Genomic DNA, 16,231 nt, shown 5'->3' with positions numbered 1-16,231 from the left:
GATTCTCATGCGGATTAACCATCAGATTCTCCTCCAACCAGTCTTAAGGACCGCAGGTTCTTGGGTCCTACGCGCTTCTGCCAGCATCGCCGAAAGTCAGCGCTGGATGGTTCAGGCACACCTTGCGAGACCGACCGATAACGAGCCGCGCGAGAATTTTGAAATATCTTTCTGCATAGGCTTCCTCACTCCACTAACGTGATTAGCCCAGCTTTTCTGGGCCGGTCAGGGCGCTACCATCGGTCAGTGCCAGGAGGTATGGTGTTGGATTCGCGTCAGGGCAGATAAGAAAACCGCCAAATATCGGGTCGTGCGATCCTCGTCCTCTTGACAGGCTTTGGATCACTGAACTCGCTTTCCTTGAGCATGGTATTCATGCTCACCCGCCGGGCGGCCGGCTTCTAGGCGTCCGGGTTCCGAGCCCTTCTCTAGCCCGATTAGCTCCAAGGATAAGGACTGTTCGAGGTGGGATGCAACTCACCCTTTTCATAGCGACCTAGGCGGAACGGCTTTAGCATGCGAGATTCGTGGCCCAGGACCTCTTCAGCTACAAGCGCACCGACGCCAATCATTTTGTAACCATGATTAGAGTCGGCGATCATGTAGACGTTCTCACGGAATGCTTCGAAGATCGGGAAGCTGTCCGGTGTAAAGCAACCGATACCGCCCGACGGCTCGCGATGGAACTTTTTCATCATGCCTTCAAACCGTTTGTTGCAGTGAGCAAGTGCCGAGACCCACATATGGGCGAACTCCTTGCTAGCGATGAATTCCGGCGAGGAAGGGCCGTAGGGATCGATCTGAATTTCGTCCACTGGTGTGTCGACCTTGTAGGGCATCGCGCCACCTTGAACACCGCCGAAATTGAAGTCGGGCTTGTAGTAGATGCCCCACATCTTGTCGGTGATCAGACTTCCGTCGACGGTGGAGTAGAGCGGAGCATCCGTGTCAACGTGAATGACAGGCGGCATCTTGCCATCGTTGGCCCTAAAGGTGTTCGGGTCGACGCCGAGTACGCCTTCCTCAAGCTGCCAGAACCGCCACATGGGAATGTTGTCATGGAGCTCGCCATCCTTGCCCTTGATCATAACCGTCTGGGGCAGTTCCGCCATGCGCCAGAAGTCACGGATCCACGGGCCGGCGCCGACAACGAGATAGTCGCATTTGATGTGGCCTTGATCGGTGTCGATGCCGGTCACCGCCGAGCTTGATCCGCTTGCGAAGGTCATACCGGTCACGGTAACTCCGGTCAGGATACGGACACCTTCGGTTTCTGCCTTTTTTGCCAGCGCGTAGATTGCTGCAGCATTATGGGCGTAGCCGCCCTTCTTTTCGTGAAGGACGGAGGTGACGTTCTTTGCCTGCCAATCCGAAAATAAATCCTTCATGTAGGCGTCGCACTCAGCTTTGCCTTCAACAAACACCGAGGTATAGCCGATTGCCTTTTGCTGCTCGTAGATACTGCGAACGTCTTCATGCATCGATTCCGAGCTAATCTGCATGTAGCCGACTGGATTGTACTGATAGGCTTCGGCGTCGCTCTCCCACACGTTAACAGAGTGTGCCATGAGCTCACGCATCGCGGGCTGAAAGTAATTGTTGCGGACAACGCCGCAGGCAATGCCGGATGCTCCCGCCGCAATGCCGCTCTTATCGATCACAAGAATGTCCGTGCCCGAACCCTTGCGGGCTTTCTTGAGGGCCAGAGCCAAATGATATGCGGTAGACAGGCCATGGATGCCAGCGCCGATGATCACGTAAGGCGACGAATTAGGAAAGGCCATAGATTACCCCTTGTTGGCTTTGCTGTCTAAGACCAGCATCTTCCGACCTTGATTGGGTTGGTGCTGGATTTTCGTCAAACCCGTCAGTAAAAACGGCATCCAACTTGTCCGAGTTGGTGACGGTCGCTTCTCCACTGGCTCGGACTGAGCCATAAGAGAGCCAGCGGGCGAGCGAGCATCGGCGCCCACAGTCGAGCAAGGGCGGAATTTTGGAACGGGTCGCCGCTTCATCGATAGGACATCGACGCGCTAATCGCTGAGACCTCAGCGAATATGATGCTGACCAACCATTAAAGCCGCCGCGCACTGCGGGATCAGGGCAAAACAGATCCCTCTCGTCCAGCGACCGGACATGCGGAATTTGCCCGCCGAACGGGCTATACTGTTTATATGATGGTTCAGGCCGGCGTTGGTGCGGTGTGTGTAGAAGGATCTGCCGCCCCTGCAGCAACAAGTGTAGATGGGTTGGGGGGCCGTGTACCCATGGGCGGCCCGCAGGCAGCGTAGCGCTGATTTTGATGCTCCCGGAAGCTGAATGTCAGCAACTGATCGAGAACAACGCACAAAGTTACATAGGCCACCCTTTCCGTTCAGCACGTGGATGCCGCGTTGTGTTTGAGCAAGGTTCAGAATGCCAGACGGCGCAGCTATTCGGTCAATCTCTGACACTATCTCCTGGAGAAGGCGGCATAGGCCTACCAATCCGCGAGACAAGTCCCTGTAAAACCAAATGCGGGATATCCTTCAATGTTCCGCGGGAGCTCATGATGGATGCTTGGGTCGCCAAGATCATCAAGGAGTTGCAGGCGTGTCTGTTCGAAACAGATCGGACGGGTTGCTGCGGCGATGCGGCTCGCCCCATCACGTCTGCATCAACGCCGGTCTATCTTCGGGCTTTTGCCGAAATAGGCCGAGTAGCAACGGGAGAAATGCGCAGCGCTTGAAAAGCCCGTGGCAAATGCAATCTCGGAAATCGACAGAGGGCTTTGCTGCAGGAGCCGGCGCGCGTGGCTGAGCCGGAAATTTCGACAGACTTCCGTATAGCCCGCCTTGAGATGCTCAGAGAACAGGCGGTCAAGGTTGCGCGTACTTACGCGCGCATAGGCCGCTATCTGAGCCCGGTTGAGCGGCTGCTCGATTGCCGCTTCCATCTTTGCTAAAACATTGAGTAAGACGGGATGGTTGACGCCAAAACGCTCCGCAGCAGAAGCCCGCTGCGGCGCGGTCGGCTCCGCTACCGCAGTATGAAGATACCAATCACTGACACGGCGGGCAAAATCGGCTCCCATTCTGTCGGCAATGAGGGCGTGCATCATGTCCAAGGGCGCCACCCCACCGCCACATGTTATGCGGTTGCCATCCAGAACGAAACGAGCCTGCCTCGGGTTGAGATTTGGAAAAGCTTCTTTGAGAGCAGCCGCATGTTCCCAGTGAATTGTAAAGTCTCGTTCGTCGAGCAAGCCGGCGGCTGCTAGAATGTAAGGCCCGCCTGAAATTCCCCCTATCCTCGCGCCGCTTCGAGAGAATTGCCGAAGAGCCGTATAAAGCGCAGGCGAACCCAATATCGACGGGTTACCGCCCGCGCATACGAAGATAGTGTCAAGACGCAACTGGTCCATCCGTCGGCAGGGAATGGTGGCGCCGGATGAGCTTGCGACCGCGGCGCCGTCCAAGGATAGCGTCTCGACATCGTAGAGTGAATGCCCTGCCAACAGGTTTGCGGCGCGCAACGGCTCCGTTGCCGAGGCATAGGACATCAACGCGAACCCGGGCAAAAGTAGAAACCCTACAGTCTGGCTCAATCGGTTGTTTTGCCGGTCCATGGCTTCTACGTGTCCTTTTTTGGCCGTTTTGTGCAACTCGTAACCGAAATTTCCCGCTATGGAAAGCCGAACGAAGTGGACGAGACCAATGCGCTACTCAGCTTTCTCAATTTTCGTGAACGGACTTCGCGGCAACGCCGCCTGGAAGTCGGCATGGCGTGCACCGGCGTTGAAGCCTCATTATGATGTAATCATTGTCGGTGGCGGCGGTCATGGCCTTGCTACAGCCTATTATCTTGCTAAGGAATTCGGCATCCGCAACGTCGCTGTTCTGGAAAAGAACTATATCGGCTCAGGCAATGTCGGCCGCAATACTACGATCATCCGCTCGAACTATCTTCTGCCCGGCAACAACCCTTTCTATGAGCTTTCCATGAAATTTTGGGAAGGACTGGAACAGGATTTCAACTTCAACGCCATGGTCTCGCAGCGCGGCGTGCTCAACCTCTTCCACTCCGATGCGCAGCGCGATGCATATACCCGACGCGGCAATGCCATGCGGCTGCATGGCGTAGATGCCGATCTACTCGACCGCGAACAAGTGCGAGAAAAGCTTCCCTTCCTGAATTTTGAGAATGCGCGCTTTCCCATTCAGGGCGGCCTTCTCCAGCGGCGCGGCGGCACTGTCCGTCATGACGGCGTCGCATGGGGTTATGCTCGTGGCGCCGATTCGATGGGTGTCGACGTCATTCAGGAATGCGAAGTCACGGGTATACGCCGCGCCAACGGTAAAGTGATCGGTGTCGAGACCTCCAGGGGCTTCGTCGGCTGTGGCAAGCTCGCACTGGCAGCTGCCGGCAATTCCTCCCAGGTAGCCGCGATGGCCGACATAAGGCTCCCGATCGAAAGTCATGTGCTGCAGGCTTTCGTCTCGGAAGGCCTGAAGCCGTTCATCGACTGCGTCGTTACCTTCGGCGCCGGACACTTCTACGTTTCGCAGTCTGACAAGGGCGGCCTTGTGTTCGGTGGCGATATCGACGGCTATAATTCCTACGCCCAGCGCGGCAATCTCGCCACGGTCGAACATGTCGTCGAAGCCGGCAAGGCAATGATCCCAGCTCTTTCCCGCGTTCGGGTCCTTCGGTCTTGGGGCGGCATCATGGACATGTCAATGGATGGGTCGCCAATCATCGACCGCACGTCCATCGACAATCTCTATCTCAATGCGGGGTGGTGCTACGGCGGCTTCAAGGCCACGCCGGGCTCGGGCTTCTGCTTCGCTCACCTCATCGCCCGGAACGAGCCGCATGCCGTGACCCGCGAAATGCGTCTCGACCGGTTCGAGCGCGGCTATCTCATCGATGAGAAGGGCCAAGGCGCCCAACCGAACCTTCACTGATTTCCGGGAAAGCAAGGACACCGAAATGGCAAGCCTCATCCCCTGCCCACATTGCGGGCAACGCCCCAAGGAAGAATTCACCATCAAGGGAGAAGCGCTGGCGCGTCCTGCCGCGGACGCATCGCGGAAGATATGGTTCGACTATGTTTATCTGCGCGACAATCCGCGCGGCGCCTATAGGGAATACTGGCATCACACGTCCGGATGCCGCCGCTGGCTGGTGGTGAGCCGCGATACCGCGACCCATGAAATCGAAGGCGTGCGTGACGCTGCCGCCTACAAGGAGGCCGCGGAATGACATCCTATCGTCTCGAGAAGGGTGGTCTCGTCGATCGCTCCAGGCAACTGTCCTTCACCTTCGATGGCAAACGCATGGTCGGCCTCGAAGGCGACAGTCTCGCATCGTCCCTGCTGGCCAACGGCCAGATGCTGATGGGTCGCTCGTTCAAATACCACCGGCCGCGCGGCGTCCTCTCGGCTGGCGCGTCGGAACCCAATGCACTAATGACTATCGGCCACGGCGGACGTACGGAACCTAATACCCGTGCCACCATGCAGGAGCTTTATCAGGGCCTCGTGGCGCAGAGCCAGAATCGCTGGCCCTCACTCGATTTCGATATCGGCTCCTTGAACGGTCTGCTGTCGCCTTTCCTCTCCGCCGGCTTCTACTACAAGACTTTCATGTGGCCAGCAGGCTTTTGGGAAAAGCTCTACGAGCCCTTCATCCGCAAGGCGGCGGGCCTCGGCAAGGCGAGTTACGAGGCCGACCCTGACCGTTATGAAAAGTCTTGGGCACATTGCGAACTGCTGGTCATCGGCGGTGGAGCTTCCGGCCTGGCGGCGGCGCTGACGGCGGGTCGCGCAGGCGCCCGTGTCATTCTCGTCGACGAGAATTCGATGATCGGTGGCTGCCTTTTGTCCGAGACAGCCATGATCGGCGGGTTGACCGCCTCGAGCTTCGTCCGTCAGACAATCGCCGAACTTGAAAGTCTGCCCAACGTTCAGCTTCTCGCTCGCACGACGGCCTTCGGCTGGTATGACGGCAATGTATTCGGCGCGATCGAGCGGGTACAGAAGCATGTTGCCGACCCGCGCGCCGAAGTGCCGGTCGAGCGGTTGTGGCGCATCGTGGCGAAGCAGGCCATTCTCTCTACCGGCGCGGAAGAACGTCCGCTCGTCTTCGGCGGCAACGACATTCCCGGCGTGATGTTGGCAAGCGCCATGCGCGCCTATCTCAACCGCTACGGCGTTGCGCCCGGCAAGTCGGTGGCGATTTTCACCACAAATGACAGCGGTTATACCTTGGCTCGCGACCTCGAAACGGCTGGCGTCCGGCTTGCGGTGATCATCGACAGCCGGGCTTCGGGCGCGTCGGTCGCCGGCTACGCCGGTTCCGCCCGGATCGTTCGTGGAGGCTTCGTCTCCGACGCCGAAGGCGGCAAGGCGCTTTCGTCCATCACCATCTTCAAGGACGGCCGGATGGAAAAACTGGACATCGACGCACTCGCAGTTTCGGGCGGCTTCAGCCCGGTCATCAACCTCGCCTTCCATTGTGGCGGCAAACCTCGGTGGTCGGATGCAGATGGCGCCTTTGTGGCGGACGAGGACCGCAAGGGGCTTTCACTGGCCGGCGCCAGCGCGGCGGCAAACGGTATCGCCTCATGCCTCGAAGCCGGCTCCGCCAAGGCAGCGGCGTTGCTTGAATTGTTGGGCCTGAAGGCGGAAGCGGCAACCTTCGGCGCGGTCGAGGGCGACATCGTCGCTCCCCCAAGCAAACCGCTCTGGACCATTCCCGGCGTGAAGGGCAAGGCCTTCATCGATTATCAGAATGACGTCCATCGCAAGGATATTGGCCTAGCCGTGCGTGAAGGCTACGGGCATGTCGAGCTTGCCAAGCGCTATACCACCAACGGCATGGCGACTGATCAGGGTAAGCTGTCCAACGTCAATGCCGTCGGTCTGCTGGCGGAAGCGCGTGGTGTTTCTCCTGGCGATGTCGGCACCACGACGTTCCGCCCGTTCTATACGCCGGTTTCATTCGGTGCGCTTGCTGGCACGTCGCATGGAAAACATTTCCAGCCAGTACGCAAATCGCCGCTGCATCATTGGGCGGCAAAGAACGGTGCGACCTTCGTCGAGACGGGTCTCTGGTATCGTTCTGCGTGGTTTCCCCGGTCCGGAGAGACTGGCTGGCGCGAAAGTGTCGATCGAGAAGTCAAGAATGTTCGCATCAATGCCGGCCTTTGCGATGTCTCGATGCTCGGCAAAATCGAGATCGCCGGAAAGGATGCCGCGGAATTCCTAGACCGCGTCTATTGCAATGTCTTCAGGAAACTGCCCGTCGGCAAAGCCCGGTACGGCCTGATGCTCCGCGAAGATGGCTTCATCTACGATGACGGCACCACTAGCAGGCTCGCGGAAGGTCGTTTCTTCATGACCACCACCACCGCCTATGCGGCGGGCGTCATGAACCATCTGGAATTCTGCTCGCAGGCGCTGTGGCCGGAACTCGACGTGCGGCTCGCTTCAGTCACCGATCAGTGGGCGCAAATGGCGATTGTCGGGCCGAAGGCACGCCTCATTCTGCAGAAGATCGTCGACGAGGACATTTCCAACGATGCTTTCCCATTTCTGGGAGCCAAAGAGGTCTCACTGTTCGGCGACAGACTTACGGGACGATTGTTCCGCATCTCCTTCTCAGGCGAACTGGCTTATGAACTGGCCGTTCCCGCGGGTTTCGGGGAATCGGTGGCGGATGCGCTGATGGAAGCCGGCAAGGAACATGACATCTGTGCCTATGGTGTCGAAACTCTGTCCGTACTTCGTATCGAGAAGGGGCATGTCACGCACAACGAGATCAACGGCACGATCGTGCCCGGTGATCTCGGCTTCGGCCGGATGGTGTCGGCCACAAAGACGGACTTCATTGGCAAGCGCATGCTGGAGCGCGAGGGGCTCAACGACCCGAATCGCCATCAGCTTATCGGCGTCGTGCCGCTCGAACCCACCACTTCGTTCCGCAGCGGCTCGCACATTCTCGAGAAGGGTGCGGCGGCAACACTAGAAAACGACCAAGGTTACGTCAGTTCGAGTTGCTACTCGCCGCATGTGGGCTCGACCATTGGCCTAGCGCTCGTCAAGCGCGGCGCATCACGGCATGGCGAGGAAGTACAGGTATGGAACGGCATTCGCAATGAGCACACAACTGCTCGCCTCTGCAACCCGACGTTTGTCGATCCGGCCAACGAAAAGCTGAAAGTCTGAGGTCCCGATGTCCATGTTCGCGATCGAACACCGCTCTGCGCTGGGTAGCAAGACCCCCATCCTCTCGACGGACGTGACGCTAACCGCACTTCCGGAAAGCCTTGTGCTGCAGGCGCTTTCTGCAAGCGGGAGCGGTAATCTCTCTGGCATCATTGTTACCGCGCTTGAATGTGATGCCCTTGCTGTCAGGAGCATGTCGCCGGGCCAATATTTCATTGTTGGCGACGAGCCAGTGTCGCCAGCAGCTCTCGCCGACATCGTGCACAAGCTGAAGCCGTATGCAGACGTGGTCGACCAGAGCCACGGCCGCGTTCGAATAGGGATCTCGGGCGCCAAGGCCGCCCTGGTGCTTGCCAAGGGTACAGCGGTGGACCTTGCCTTGAACGTCTTCCCGGTCGGCCGTGCGACGACGACACTAATCGGCCATATCGCGGTCAATATCACAAGAATCACTGAGCTTGGATTCGAGCTGATGGTGCTGCGAGGTTTTGCCGAAAGCCTATGGGATGAGCTCGCCGACCTCAGTTGCGAATATCGATGATTTGCAACGTCACCGAGGTGACCGTTGTGCCGCTTGCACAATAGCTTTGCCGTGGAATACCGGGATTAACTTGAAGAACAAGCTTGTCTTAACTGTTAAATGCAACCTCGAACTGGTCGAGGCTGAGGCGGTCGACGTTTCGCCTGCCGTCGCCAACGGTTCGGCGTTGTACCCTTTGGCGGCCGCGTTGCGTCGGCGCCATCAGCTGTTGGGTCGCGGCTCCTAGGTGACATAAAATAATCCTGTGGGCACGCCGCCCTATCCTCTACGCGTGAGAATTTGGTCGGGCAACAATGAACGTGTACTAAGGCTATTCATGTGAAGACACGACATTCGATTTTGCAACGGCCGACCGCGCTCGACGCCGCTCGGGGTTTCGTGGGTCGATACAACCAGCTCCGAAAGCAAGGGCCGGAAACGATACCTGGCAGGTTTAACTTTTTCCTGCTTCCGGCTTTTTCGCTGCATGCGTTTTCCTCCGCGATCGAAGTGCTTACGCTGGCCAATGAAGCGACGGGCAGAAACGCCTATAGTTGGCAGGTCGTTTCGGGCGACGGACAACCTGTGGTGTCGAGTTGCGGCGTCACCATAAGCTCAGCCGTCGGATTGCGGTCGGAGCGTGACCGCAACCTGCGATCAAACCCAGCCCCGGTCGCGATAGTGTGCGGAGGCCGCTCCCTCCCTCGGCATGACAGCCAGTTGCATGCCTGGCTCAGAGAGTGCCGTAACCGCCGCGGGCGCCTTATCGGCTTAGGCGGCGGAACCCTAGTCCTTGCTCGAGCGGGCGTCGCAGAAGGTCGCCGCTGCGCAGTGCATTGGGAGCAATTTCCACTATTTCTGGAGCAATTCCCAGGCGTTATAGCGACGCAAGCCGCATTTGAGAAAGATGGTGAGCTATATACCTGCTCTGGCGGAGATGCAGCCTTTGAAACATTCCTGGATCTAGTTGGACGCGACCATGGCGCTGCCGTCGTGAATCACATCTGCGAGAGGGCCGTCGCATGTCGTGTTCGCTCGGTTGGGGACCGTCAACGCTTCCCGCCAAATTCCCGCGTGCGATTCAATCATAAGGCAGTCATCGAGGTTGTCGATCAGATGGAGGCACATATCGGCGATCCCAAGTCGATAGATGGACTGGTGGCAGTGACTGGCCTTACACGCCGCCAAATTGAGCGACTTTTCAAGCGTGAACTAGGACGCAGTCCGAGCCGCTACTACCTGGAACTTCGTCTGGAACGCGCGCACTTGCTGCTCCACAGTTCAAGTCTCCCCGTTATAGAGATAGCGATAGCGTGCGGATTCGTTTCGGCATCACATTTCTCAAAAGTCTATCGGGACATGTACGGCTGCGCCCCACATCAAACTCGATTGTTGCCGCGCGGAGCTGGACAAGAGGTTTTTTGCACGGCTGAATAGGAGCGCGTGATTGGCCTCGTGTCAGACCCCTCTGCGCTCCTATTCAGCCGTTGCAACAAAACCCGCAACATTAAGTTCGGACGCGGTAGGCAAAGGAGTGGGCGCGCCGACGCTTCCAACACCGCGAGAGCGGTCAGAAAGGGAGGTCATATTGGTGACGGACCATCGATAATCCCACCCACGCCGTCCATGTACCAAAGTGACCCGTCTGGCTCTTTGGCACCGAGTTCGATTATTGAAGATGACCCAGCATCAGCGCGGCGGAAGCACGATCGAAATACTCTGGGGGAAGGCCAGTTCCGACTTCAATGTTTTAGACTGGTCTGCGCTCTGGGTCAAAAAAGCAAAAAGCAAACCCAACAACGGCGTCGTGAGCAGTAACGCTACAAAGGAAACGCATCTATCTTCTGAAAAGTTCTCAGATGCAAAATATATCTTTAGTTTGTCGATCATATTAGATACTATCATGGGTAACGGGCGAATAACTTACTATCTTTTATTATGCACGATCATCAATATCGCGCCGCCTTACACCCTTGTCAAGGATTGATAACCTGTAGCGCCCGCCCACGGGATCGCCCGTTTCGCAATCGATGCTCCCGAAGTCGACATCCGCATCAGAGATGGATCATCGGAAAAGGTGCTCGGCAGTTTTTCGCGACCGGCCATTCGTCGCCATGGCATCTGACAGCAGCGTACGCTTGGCGACCGATACCGGCTTTCTTCAAGCGGGAAAACAGGTCACGCCGCTCTTTGATGCTCTTTTCTCGGAAGCTGACATATCCCGCCTCCGCCAGGGCCGGATGCAGGATTGCATCGTCGCCACGGTCGCGGTCGCGCCTGCGGTAGGGGAGATATTCCAGTATCGCTGGAGCCGGCATACTGTCCTTTTCGGGAAACCATATCCGGGCCGCCAGCCTGCAGCCGTCGGCAAGTGAAATCCAGACGGTTTGAGCGACCTCTACGCTCAAGCTGCCACCGCCTTGCGTTGTGCATCTGCCGGGGCAAGCACGAGGTCCAGCAGTCCGCGCACGGAGCGTGCGCCATTCAGCGTTGCGATCGTGGAACGAAGTACGGCCGCGCCTTCGCTCCCGATAATATCGTCGGCGACCGAGTGATATTTCGCGGCGATTTCAGCATCCGACAATGGCCTTTCGGCGTCGCCGCGCGCAGTCGTCAATTCGCTTTCCAAGACGGTGCCGTCTTTAAGATAGATACGCGCCCGCGCCATTCTTTCGGCAGGAAACAGCTTGTCGATTTCGGGTACGGTGATCGGCTTGATGCGGTCGTTCATCGACAATATCTTGGCGTCGACCAGCGATGCGCCGGCAATATCGGTTGGAAGCAATTGCCCGCGCACGAGTGCGGCGGCAACAGGAAACGGCAGGCTGTACTGGGCTTCCTCGGTGGTTTCCGGCCTGCGCTGATTGAGCCGGACCCCTGCGTCGAATGTGTCGACTTCGACATGATCGATCGTCTCCGGCAGGATATTGTGCCTGCGCCGGAGCATAAGCGCGGCCTCGACGGAGGGCTGCGCCCAGCGGCAGATGGGATACGGCTTGAAATACATTCCCAAAAACCGCCATTCCTTGCCCAGATCGTTCCAGAAGGATTTGACATTGTCGCCTTCCACGACAATCGCAGGCGCTCCGGTAAAGCCGTCTTCGGCAAGGTAGGCAGCGCTGATGCCGCCCATGGCGCCCCAACCCGAACCGTCCTTGAGCATCGTGGGAAAGTCGATGCAGCGCATCATCTGGCTGCGGGGGCCATGAAACTCCGCAATGCCGATCGCATGGCGGAACCGTGTCTCGTCGAGACCCCAAAGGTGCGCGGCTATGGCTGCCGCGCCCAGCGCATTCCACGACCCGGAGGTGTGATAGTCCGGCGCGGTAGCATGCTGTGAGATGCCGGCACGGATGGCGATCTCGTAGCCGGCGGCAAGCGAAGCGAGAAACTCGGCACCGCTCATGTCCCTCGTTTCGGCGACGGCCAGCAACGCCGGCAGGACGGCACAGCCGGCGTGGCCTTTGGTAAGCACATGACCGTCATGCGCATCGAAACTGTCAATCGTCATGCCGCCGGCCAATGCCGCCCCAACCGGGCTGGCCCTGCGGCCGTCGAACATCAATCGTGCCGAAGGAGCGCCGGCACCTGCCCCGAAGGCACGAATTGCATGGTTGCGGATTATTCGCGACAGTGGGGTCTGCGTGCCCGCGATTGCCGTGCCCACCAGGTCGAGAAGGCACCGTTTCGCCATGTCCTGCACAGCGGCAGGAAGTTCCTGGTAGATGGTGCCAGCAATAAACTGGTATGCAGATGAAGTTGCCATGCCCGGTTGCCTTCTTGATGCCAAGGAAGGCCCAGTATGAGTTAGTTGCTAGGCGCGGCGTCACATTTTTCGACGAGATTCCGTCACAATACGACACTCTCCATTGCATTCTGCATGTCTTTCAAGGGACAATGCGGAGACCAAAAGAGGAGGTCGGGGTGGACGCATCTGTTAACCGGATAAAACCGCTGCACGTCGGTGTCATCCTGATACCGGACTTCTCGCTTATGTCTTTCTCCTCTCTCACGGAGCCCTTGCGCGGCGCCAACAGGATGGCCGGCGAGCAGTGTTACCGCTGGACCAATGTCAGCGTCGACGGTGGTTCCATCCAATCGAGCACCGGGCTCGCGGTCCCCACCATTACCCTGGATGAAGGCGGTGAATTCGACATCGTAGTCGTGTGCGGCGGCCATTCCGACGAGACGTATGGCAATAGAAAACTGAGGGAATATCTGCGCCGCATGGATCGGCGAAAAATTCGCCTCGGCAGCGTCAGTACGGGCAGTTTTGTACTGGCCGACGCCGGGCTTCTCGACGGCAGGCGCTGCACGACGCATTGGGGCTTTATCGATGCGCTGCGGGCCTCATGCTCAAGGGCTGAAGTGTGCGATGAGCTTTACGTGGTCGATGGACGCATCTTCACCTGCGCGGGAGGCCTGGCGGCGATGGATGCCATGCTGGACATTATCCGGGACCGGCAAGGCAACGATGTTTCCAGCATGGTTGCGGAGAATTTCATCTACGGATCGATCAGGCGGCCGGAAGACCACCAACGCATGGCGCTACGTCACCGGCTGGACATCGCCCACCCGACCGTAATCGGCGCAGTGGCGTTGATGGAACAATTCATCGAGACGCCGCTTCGACTTCCCAAAATCGCCAGCCGTACCGGCGTTTCCTCCCGGCAACTGGAGCGGCTTTTCATGCGCCACCTGCATTGCTCGCCGGCGCAGCATTATGTCCGGATACGCCTCGATGAAGGACGACGGCTGCTGCGCAATACCTCAATGTCGGTCCTCGGAATCGCTATTCATTGCGGGTTTAACTCGACATCCCACTTTTCGCGCGCTTATCGCCAGCGTTTCGGCTCCCTGCCCAGCGCAGACCGCACCTGGAAAGGCGCTCCAAAATAGTTCGACCGCGAAACGCGGCTTCGCTCTGGTGTCGGGCAGAACAACGGGCGGGCGGGATGTCCGACAACGGCATTTCAATTGTAATGCGTTGTCTGTCGCATCCTGAGAGCTATCATTTCGGCGGGCCAAGGTCGGACGGTGGCGTTCGCGCGGAACAGCGGATGAGCAATGTTTACAAATTCTATCGGGCCTGTCGTGTCGGCACGGAGAGTCTAGTCAACCAGTCGACCCAACTCACCAAGTTACCTTCGACAGGACCGGCACGGAACCACCGCAACCGGCATGACAGATGTCGTCCCGGTTCCAGAAGCTGCTTGCCTCCGCTTCGAGCCACCAACATGGCCTAATCGGCCCGAAGCTGCGATTTTGGCCAACTTGCGGAACAATCCGAGAACGTCACGGCTTGTTCTCCTTGGCTTGGAGGAGCATGGCGACGTTTTCGGCGGCAAATTTGAACCCTCTGCGGTCGGGAATTCGCTCAGCGGAGATCGGGTAGCGTGGCCGCTTTGGATCGATGCCGGTGATCCGGAATCGCTCGCTTCCGGTGCGGAACTCGCGTCCGAAGTCCGAAGGGGCCAATCCGAAGTGCTCTGCCAAGAACTCGAACCTGTCTTTTTCGAGATTGAATGCGGTGCCGTCGGAAGCGGGAATGCTGACGCGGAACACGGGCTCGAAGAAGAAGCCGGTATCCGTGCCGCGCCATCCGGCGCCCTCGATGACCAGGCCGTGGTCCTCAGCGATCTTCTGGCAGACTTCGAGCATGCGGGTCTGGATCTCTTCGCATGTCGCTGGCGTCAGACGGGTTATGAGCCTGCCCTTCGTCATTTGCCCTTCCTCACCTGATAGACAGTACCGCGTGAGACGCCGAGATCGCGGGCGATTTGTGTTGGGCCCTGACCCTGTTTAAGCCTTTGCTGGATCGCGTCGCGGTCGATTTTCGGCGGCCGGCCCTTGTATGTGCCGCGCTTCTTGGCGGCAGCGATTCCCTCCGCCTGGCGCTCGCGCCGCAGATTGGTCTCGAACTCGGCAAAGAAACAAGCATGTCAAAGAAGGCCTTACCGGCGGCGGTCGACGTATCGACAGGTTGTTCTGTCGCGGAGAGATGCGCGCCCTTCGTCTTGAGCTTGTCCACGATCATCTGCAGGTCGCGCAGCGATCTGGCCCGGCGGTCAATCCGGGTGACGAAAGCGTCTCGCCAGCATGAATGAGGTCGAGAATGGTGTTGAGTTGCGGCCGGCCTTCCAGGGTAGAGCCGCTCTTCTGCTCCTCGCGAATGACCTCGCAGCCGGCGGCCTTGAGCGCGGCGATCTGCCCGGCGAGGTTCTGGCGGTGGTGGAGGTGCGAGCGTATCCGATGCGGGTCATGCAAACTGTTCATTTTGGGTGTGCCGGCGCGATGCTCTGTTCATTAACGAAGATTGAGCCCCAATATACAGGCTTTTCCGGTTGCGACGTGTTCATGGCGGGTGTTCAGGCCGGGTATACCCAAATTAGAACACGCCCACGGTTCCGGCGGTCAGTTACGCGGTCGTCGTGGTTTCAGCTTTCTGGTAACCTCCGCCAGCCACGCGACGGCACCAGGCGTGGCCTGCCAGGCCTGGCCGTTTTCCTCGACGTAGTCAGCTGCCTCATCCTCGCCCCCCAAAGTGATATAGCCGTCGATGGAAGCAACCAAAGGCTGCTTGCCGGAAAGGACGCCAGGCACATGGCTGTTCGCGAGCCAGGCCTCCTCGGCAAGCTTGCCGGCGCCCGGATCGTTTTCACGAAAGGCAAGAAGTGCCCGCGTGTAGAGCCATGCAGCAGCGCCATCGTCTTCGTGCTGTTTGAGAAGCTTTCTCAGGGCCTTGATATCGTCGCGCGCCAGCAAATGCCCGGCCAGCACGTAACGGATGCCCTGATTGTCATTCGGATTGAGCTTGAGCATTGCCTGATAATGGTCGATGGCCTCCTGATGCTGACCAAGCCGCCAGAGTACCGCGGCAAGACCTGCCCGCGCCCGCATGTAGGGGCGCGTCTCGAGAAAACCCCAGAAGCGACCGGCATATTCCTCAAACCCGTCAGGGCCCAGCGCCTCTTCACCCGCCGCGACGCCCTTCTGGTAGTAGTCCAGCACTTCCTCGACAGACCCCGCCTCTTCTTCGGCCAACAGCACATAGGCGTCGGCGCACAACGGCGAGACTTTAAGCGCTTTCCTGGCCAGCGTAATACGCTTGCTGCGACTGGTTGCTTCCCAAGCCTCATGCATGATGTCTTGCGCAGCGTCCGTCGGGTCGCTCCCACGCCCTCCGCCGAAAAGACCTGCCATGAACCCCTCCATGCCGCGCCGGTCCGGCATCGGAGGCAGAGCATTGTCATTTTCCGGCTTCTTGGATTTCGCCACTGCCTTCTTTCGGGGCTTCTTCGATACAGGCATTTCTACCATTCCCTTCGATGCTTCACGCCGCTTGTTTCTGCTCAAAATCGATCCTGCTGTTCAGGTCGAGGTTGAAGCGGCCATAAGGATTGACGTGCCCGTAGATCAGCGGCTGTCGCACTGCACTTAAATGTAAGATTGCGCCGACTTATCGCGACCGCTGTACCTAATCATGAGATTCAATGCCCCT

Annotated in this window: 14 protein-coding genes and 1 pseudogene; 8 read left to right on the top strand and 7 right to left on the bottom strand. The window is 58.5% G+C overall.

Annotation, left to right across the window (positions count from 1 at the left end; genetic code table 11):
• Window positions 1–437: 437 nt before the first annotated feature.
• Window positions 438–1,784 (bottom strand): NAD(P)/FAD-dependent oxidoreductase, encoded by a 1,347-nt coding sequence (locus tag AC0L3I_RS35965; RefSeq protein WP_473530111.1) that lies wholly within the window; start codon window positions 1,782–1,784, stop codon window positions 438–440.
• Window positions 1,785–2,656: 872 nt separating this feature from the next.
• Window positions 2,657–3,607, bottom strand: coding sequence for a GlxA family transcriptional regulator (locus AC0L3I_RS35960; protein WP_473530110.1), 951 nt, complete (start codon window positions 3,605–3,607; stop codon window positions 2,657–2,659).
• An 88-nt stretch (window positions 3,608–3,695) separates the two neighbouring features.
• Here AC0L3I_RS35960 and AC0L3I_RS35955 point away from each other — a divergent pair, with 88 nt between their 5' ends.
• From AC0L3I_RS35955 to AC0L3I_RS35930, 6 genes are all read left to right on the top strand, one after another.
• Window positions 3,696–4,946 (top strand): sarcosine oxidase subunit beta family protein, encoded by a 1,251-nt coding sequence (locus AC0L3I_RS35955; RefSeq protein ID WP_473530109.1) that lies wholly within the window; start codon window positions 3,696–3,698, stop codon window positions 4,944–4,946.
• Between the two features lie 25 nt (window positions 4,947–4,971).
• A complete protein-coding gene (locus tag AC0L3I_RS35950) occupies window positions 4,972–5,244 on the top strand; it encodes a sarcosine oxidase subunit delta (RefSeq protein WP_473530108.1) in 273 nt (90 codons plus the stop codon).
• Entirely contained in the window at window positions 5,241–8,210 is a 2,970-nt protein-coding gene (locus tag AC0L3I_RS35945) for a sarcosine oxidase subunit alpha family protein (protein WP_473530107.1), read from the top strand. The genes AC0L3I_RS35950 and AC0L3I_RS35945 overlap by 4 nt, the downstream gene beginning before the upstream one ends.
• Before the next feature lie 7 nt (window positions 8,211–8,217).
• Window positions 8,218–8,751 carry a sarcosine oxidase subunit gamma family protein gene (locus AC0L3I_RS35940; RefSeq protein WP_473530106.1) on the top strand — a complete coding sequence of 178 codons (534 nt, stop codon included), beginning with the start codon at window positions 8,218–8,220 and terminating at the stop codon, window positions 8,749–8,751.
• A gap of 318 nt (window positions 8,752–9,069) precedes the next feature.
• Window positions 9,070–10,167 (top strand): GlxA family transcriptional regulator, encoded by a 1,098-nt coding sequence (locus tag AC0L3I_RS35935; RefSeq protein ID WP_473530105.1) that lies wholly within the window; start codon window positions 9,070–9,072, stop codon window positions 10,165–10,167.
• A 241-nt stretch (window positions 10,168–10,408) separates the two neighbouring features.
• Window positions 10,409–10,717 carry a hypothetical protein gene (locus tag AC0L3I_RS35930; protein ID WP_473530104.1) on the top strand — a complete coding sequence of 103 codons (309 nt, stop codon included), beginning with the start codon at window positions 10,409–10,411 and terminating at the stop codon, window positions 10,715–10,717.
• A 67-nt stretch (window positions 10,718–10,784) separates the two neighbouring features.
• Here the strand turns inward: AC0L3I_RS35930 and AC0L3I_RS35925 are convergent, their stop codons facing one another.
• A complete protein-coding gene (locus AC0L3I_RS35925) occupies window positions 10,785–11,048 on the bottom strand; it encodes a hypothetical protein (RefSeq protein ID WP_473530113.1) in 264 nt (87 codons plus the stop codon).
• Between the two features lie 86 nt (window positions 11,049–11,134).
• Entirely contained in the window at window positions 11,135–12,496 is a 1,362-nt protein-coding gene (locus AC0L3I_RS35920) for an MmgE/PrpD family protein (protein ID WP_473530103.1), read from the bottom strand.
• 158 nt (window positions 12,497–12,654) lie between these two features.
• Between AC0L3I_RS35920 and AC0L3I_RS35915 the strand changes: the two genes are divergently transcribed.
• Window positions 12,655–13,629 carry a GlxA family transcriptional regulator gene (locus AC0L3I_RS35915; RefSeq protein WP_473530102.1) on the top strand — a complete coding sequence of 325 codons (975 nt, stop codon included), beginning with the start codon at window positions 12,655–12,657 and terminating at the stop codon, window positions 13,627–13,629.
• A 396-nt stretch (window positions 13,630–14,025) separates the two neighbouring features.
• Here the strand turns inward: AC0L3I_RS35915 and AC0L3I_RS35910 are convergent, their stop codons facing one another.
• The 3 genes and pseudogenes from AC0L3I_RS35910 to AC0L3I_RS35900 form a co-directional block, all read right to left on the bottom strand.
• Window positions 14,026–14,454: a hypothetical protein gene (locus tag AC0L3I_RS35910; protein WP_287106816.1), complete on the bottom strand. Its 429-nt coding sequence runs from the start codon at window positions 14,452–14,454 to the stop codon at window positions 14,026–14,028.
• Window positions 14,451–14,993: pseudogene (locus AC0L3I_RS35905) on the bottom strand (recombinase family protein). Before AC0L3I_RS35905 ends, AC0L3I_RS35910 begins: the two are co-directional and overlap by 4 nt.
• 151 nt (window positions 14,994–15,144) lie before the next feature.
• On the bottom strand, window positions 15,145–15,933 hold the full coding sequence (locus AC0L3I_RS35900; RefSeq protein WP_473530112.1) for a tetratricopeptide repeat protein: 789 nt from the start codon (window positions 15,931–15,933) through the stop codon (window positions 15,145–15,147).
• On the opposite strand from AC0L3I_RS35900, the gene AC0L3I_RS35895 reads away from it, so the two are divergent.
• Complete coding sequence (locus AC0L3I_RS35895; protein ID WP_473530114.1) at window positions 15,932–16,171, top strand: hypothetical protein; 240 nt, start codon at window positions 15,932–15,934, stop codon at window positions 16,169–16,171. The two genes, AC0L3I_RS35900 and AC0L3I_RS35895, sit on opposite strands and share 2 nt — an antisense overlap.
• The last annotated feature ends 60 nt before the right edge of the window (window positions 16,172–16,231 follow it).

The sequence above is a fragment of the Mesorhizobium sp. WSM4840 genome, assembly GCF_055811755.1.
Note: the sequence above shows the minus strand (reverse complement) of the source record. Positions and strands in the feature narration are given on the sequence as shown.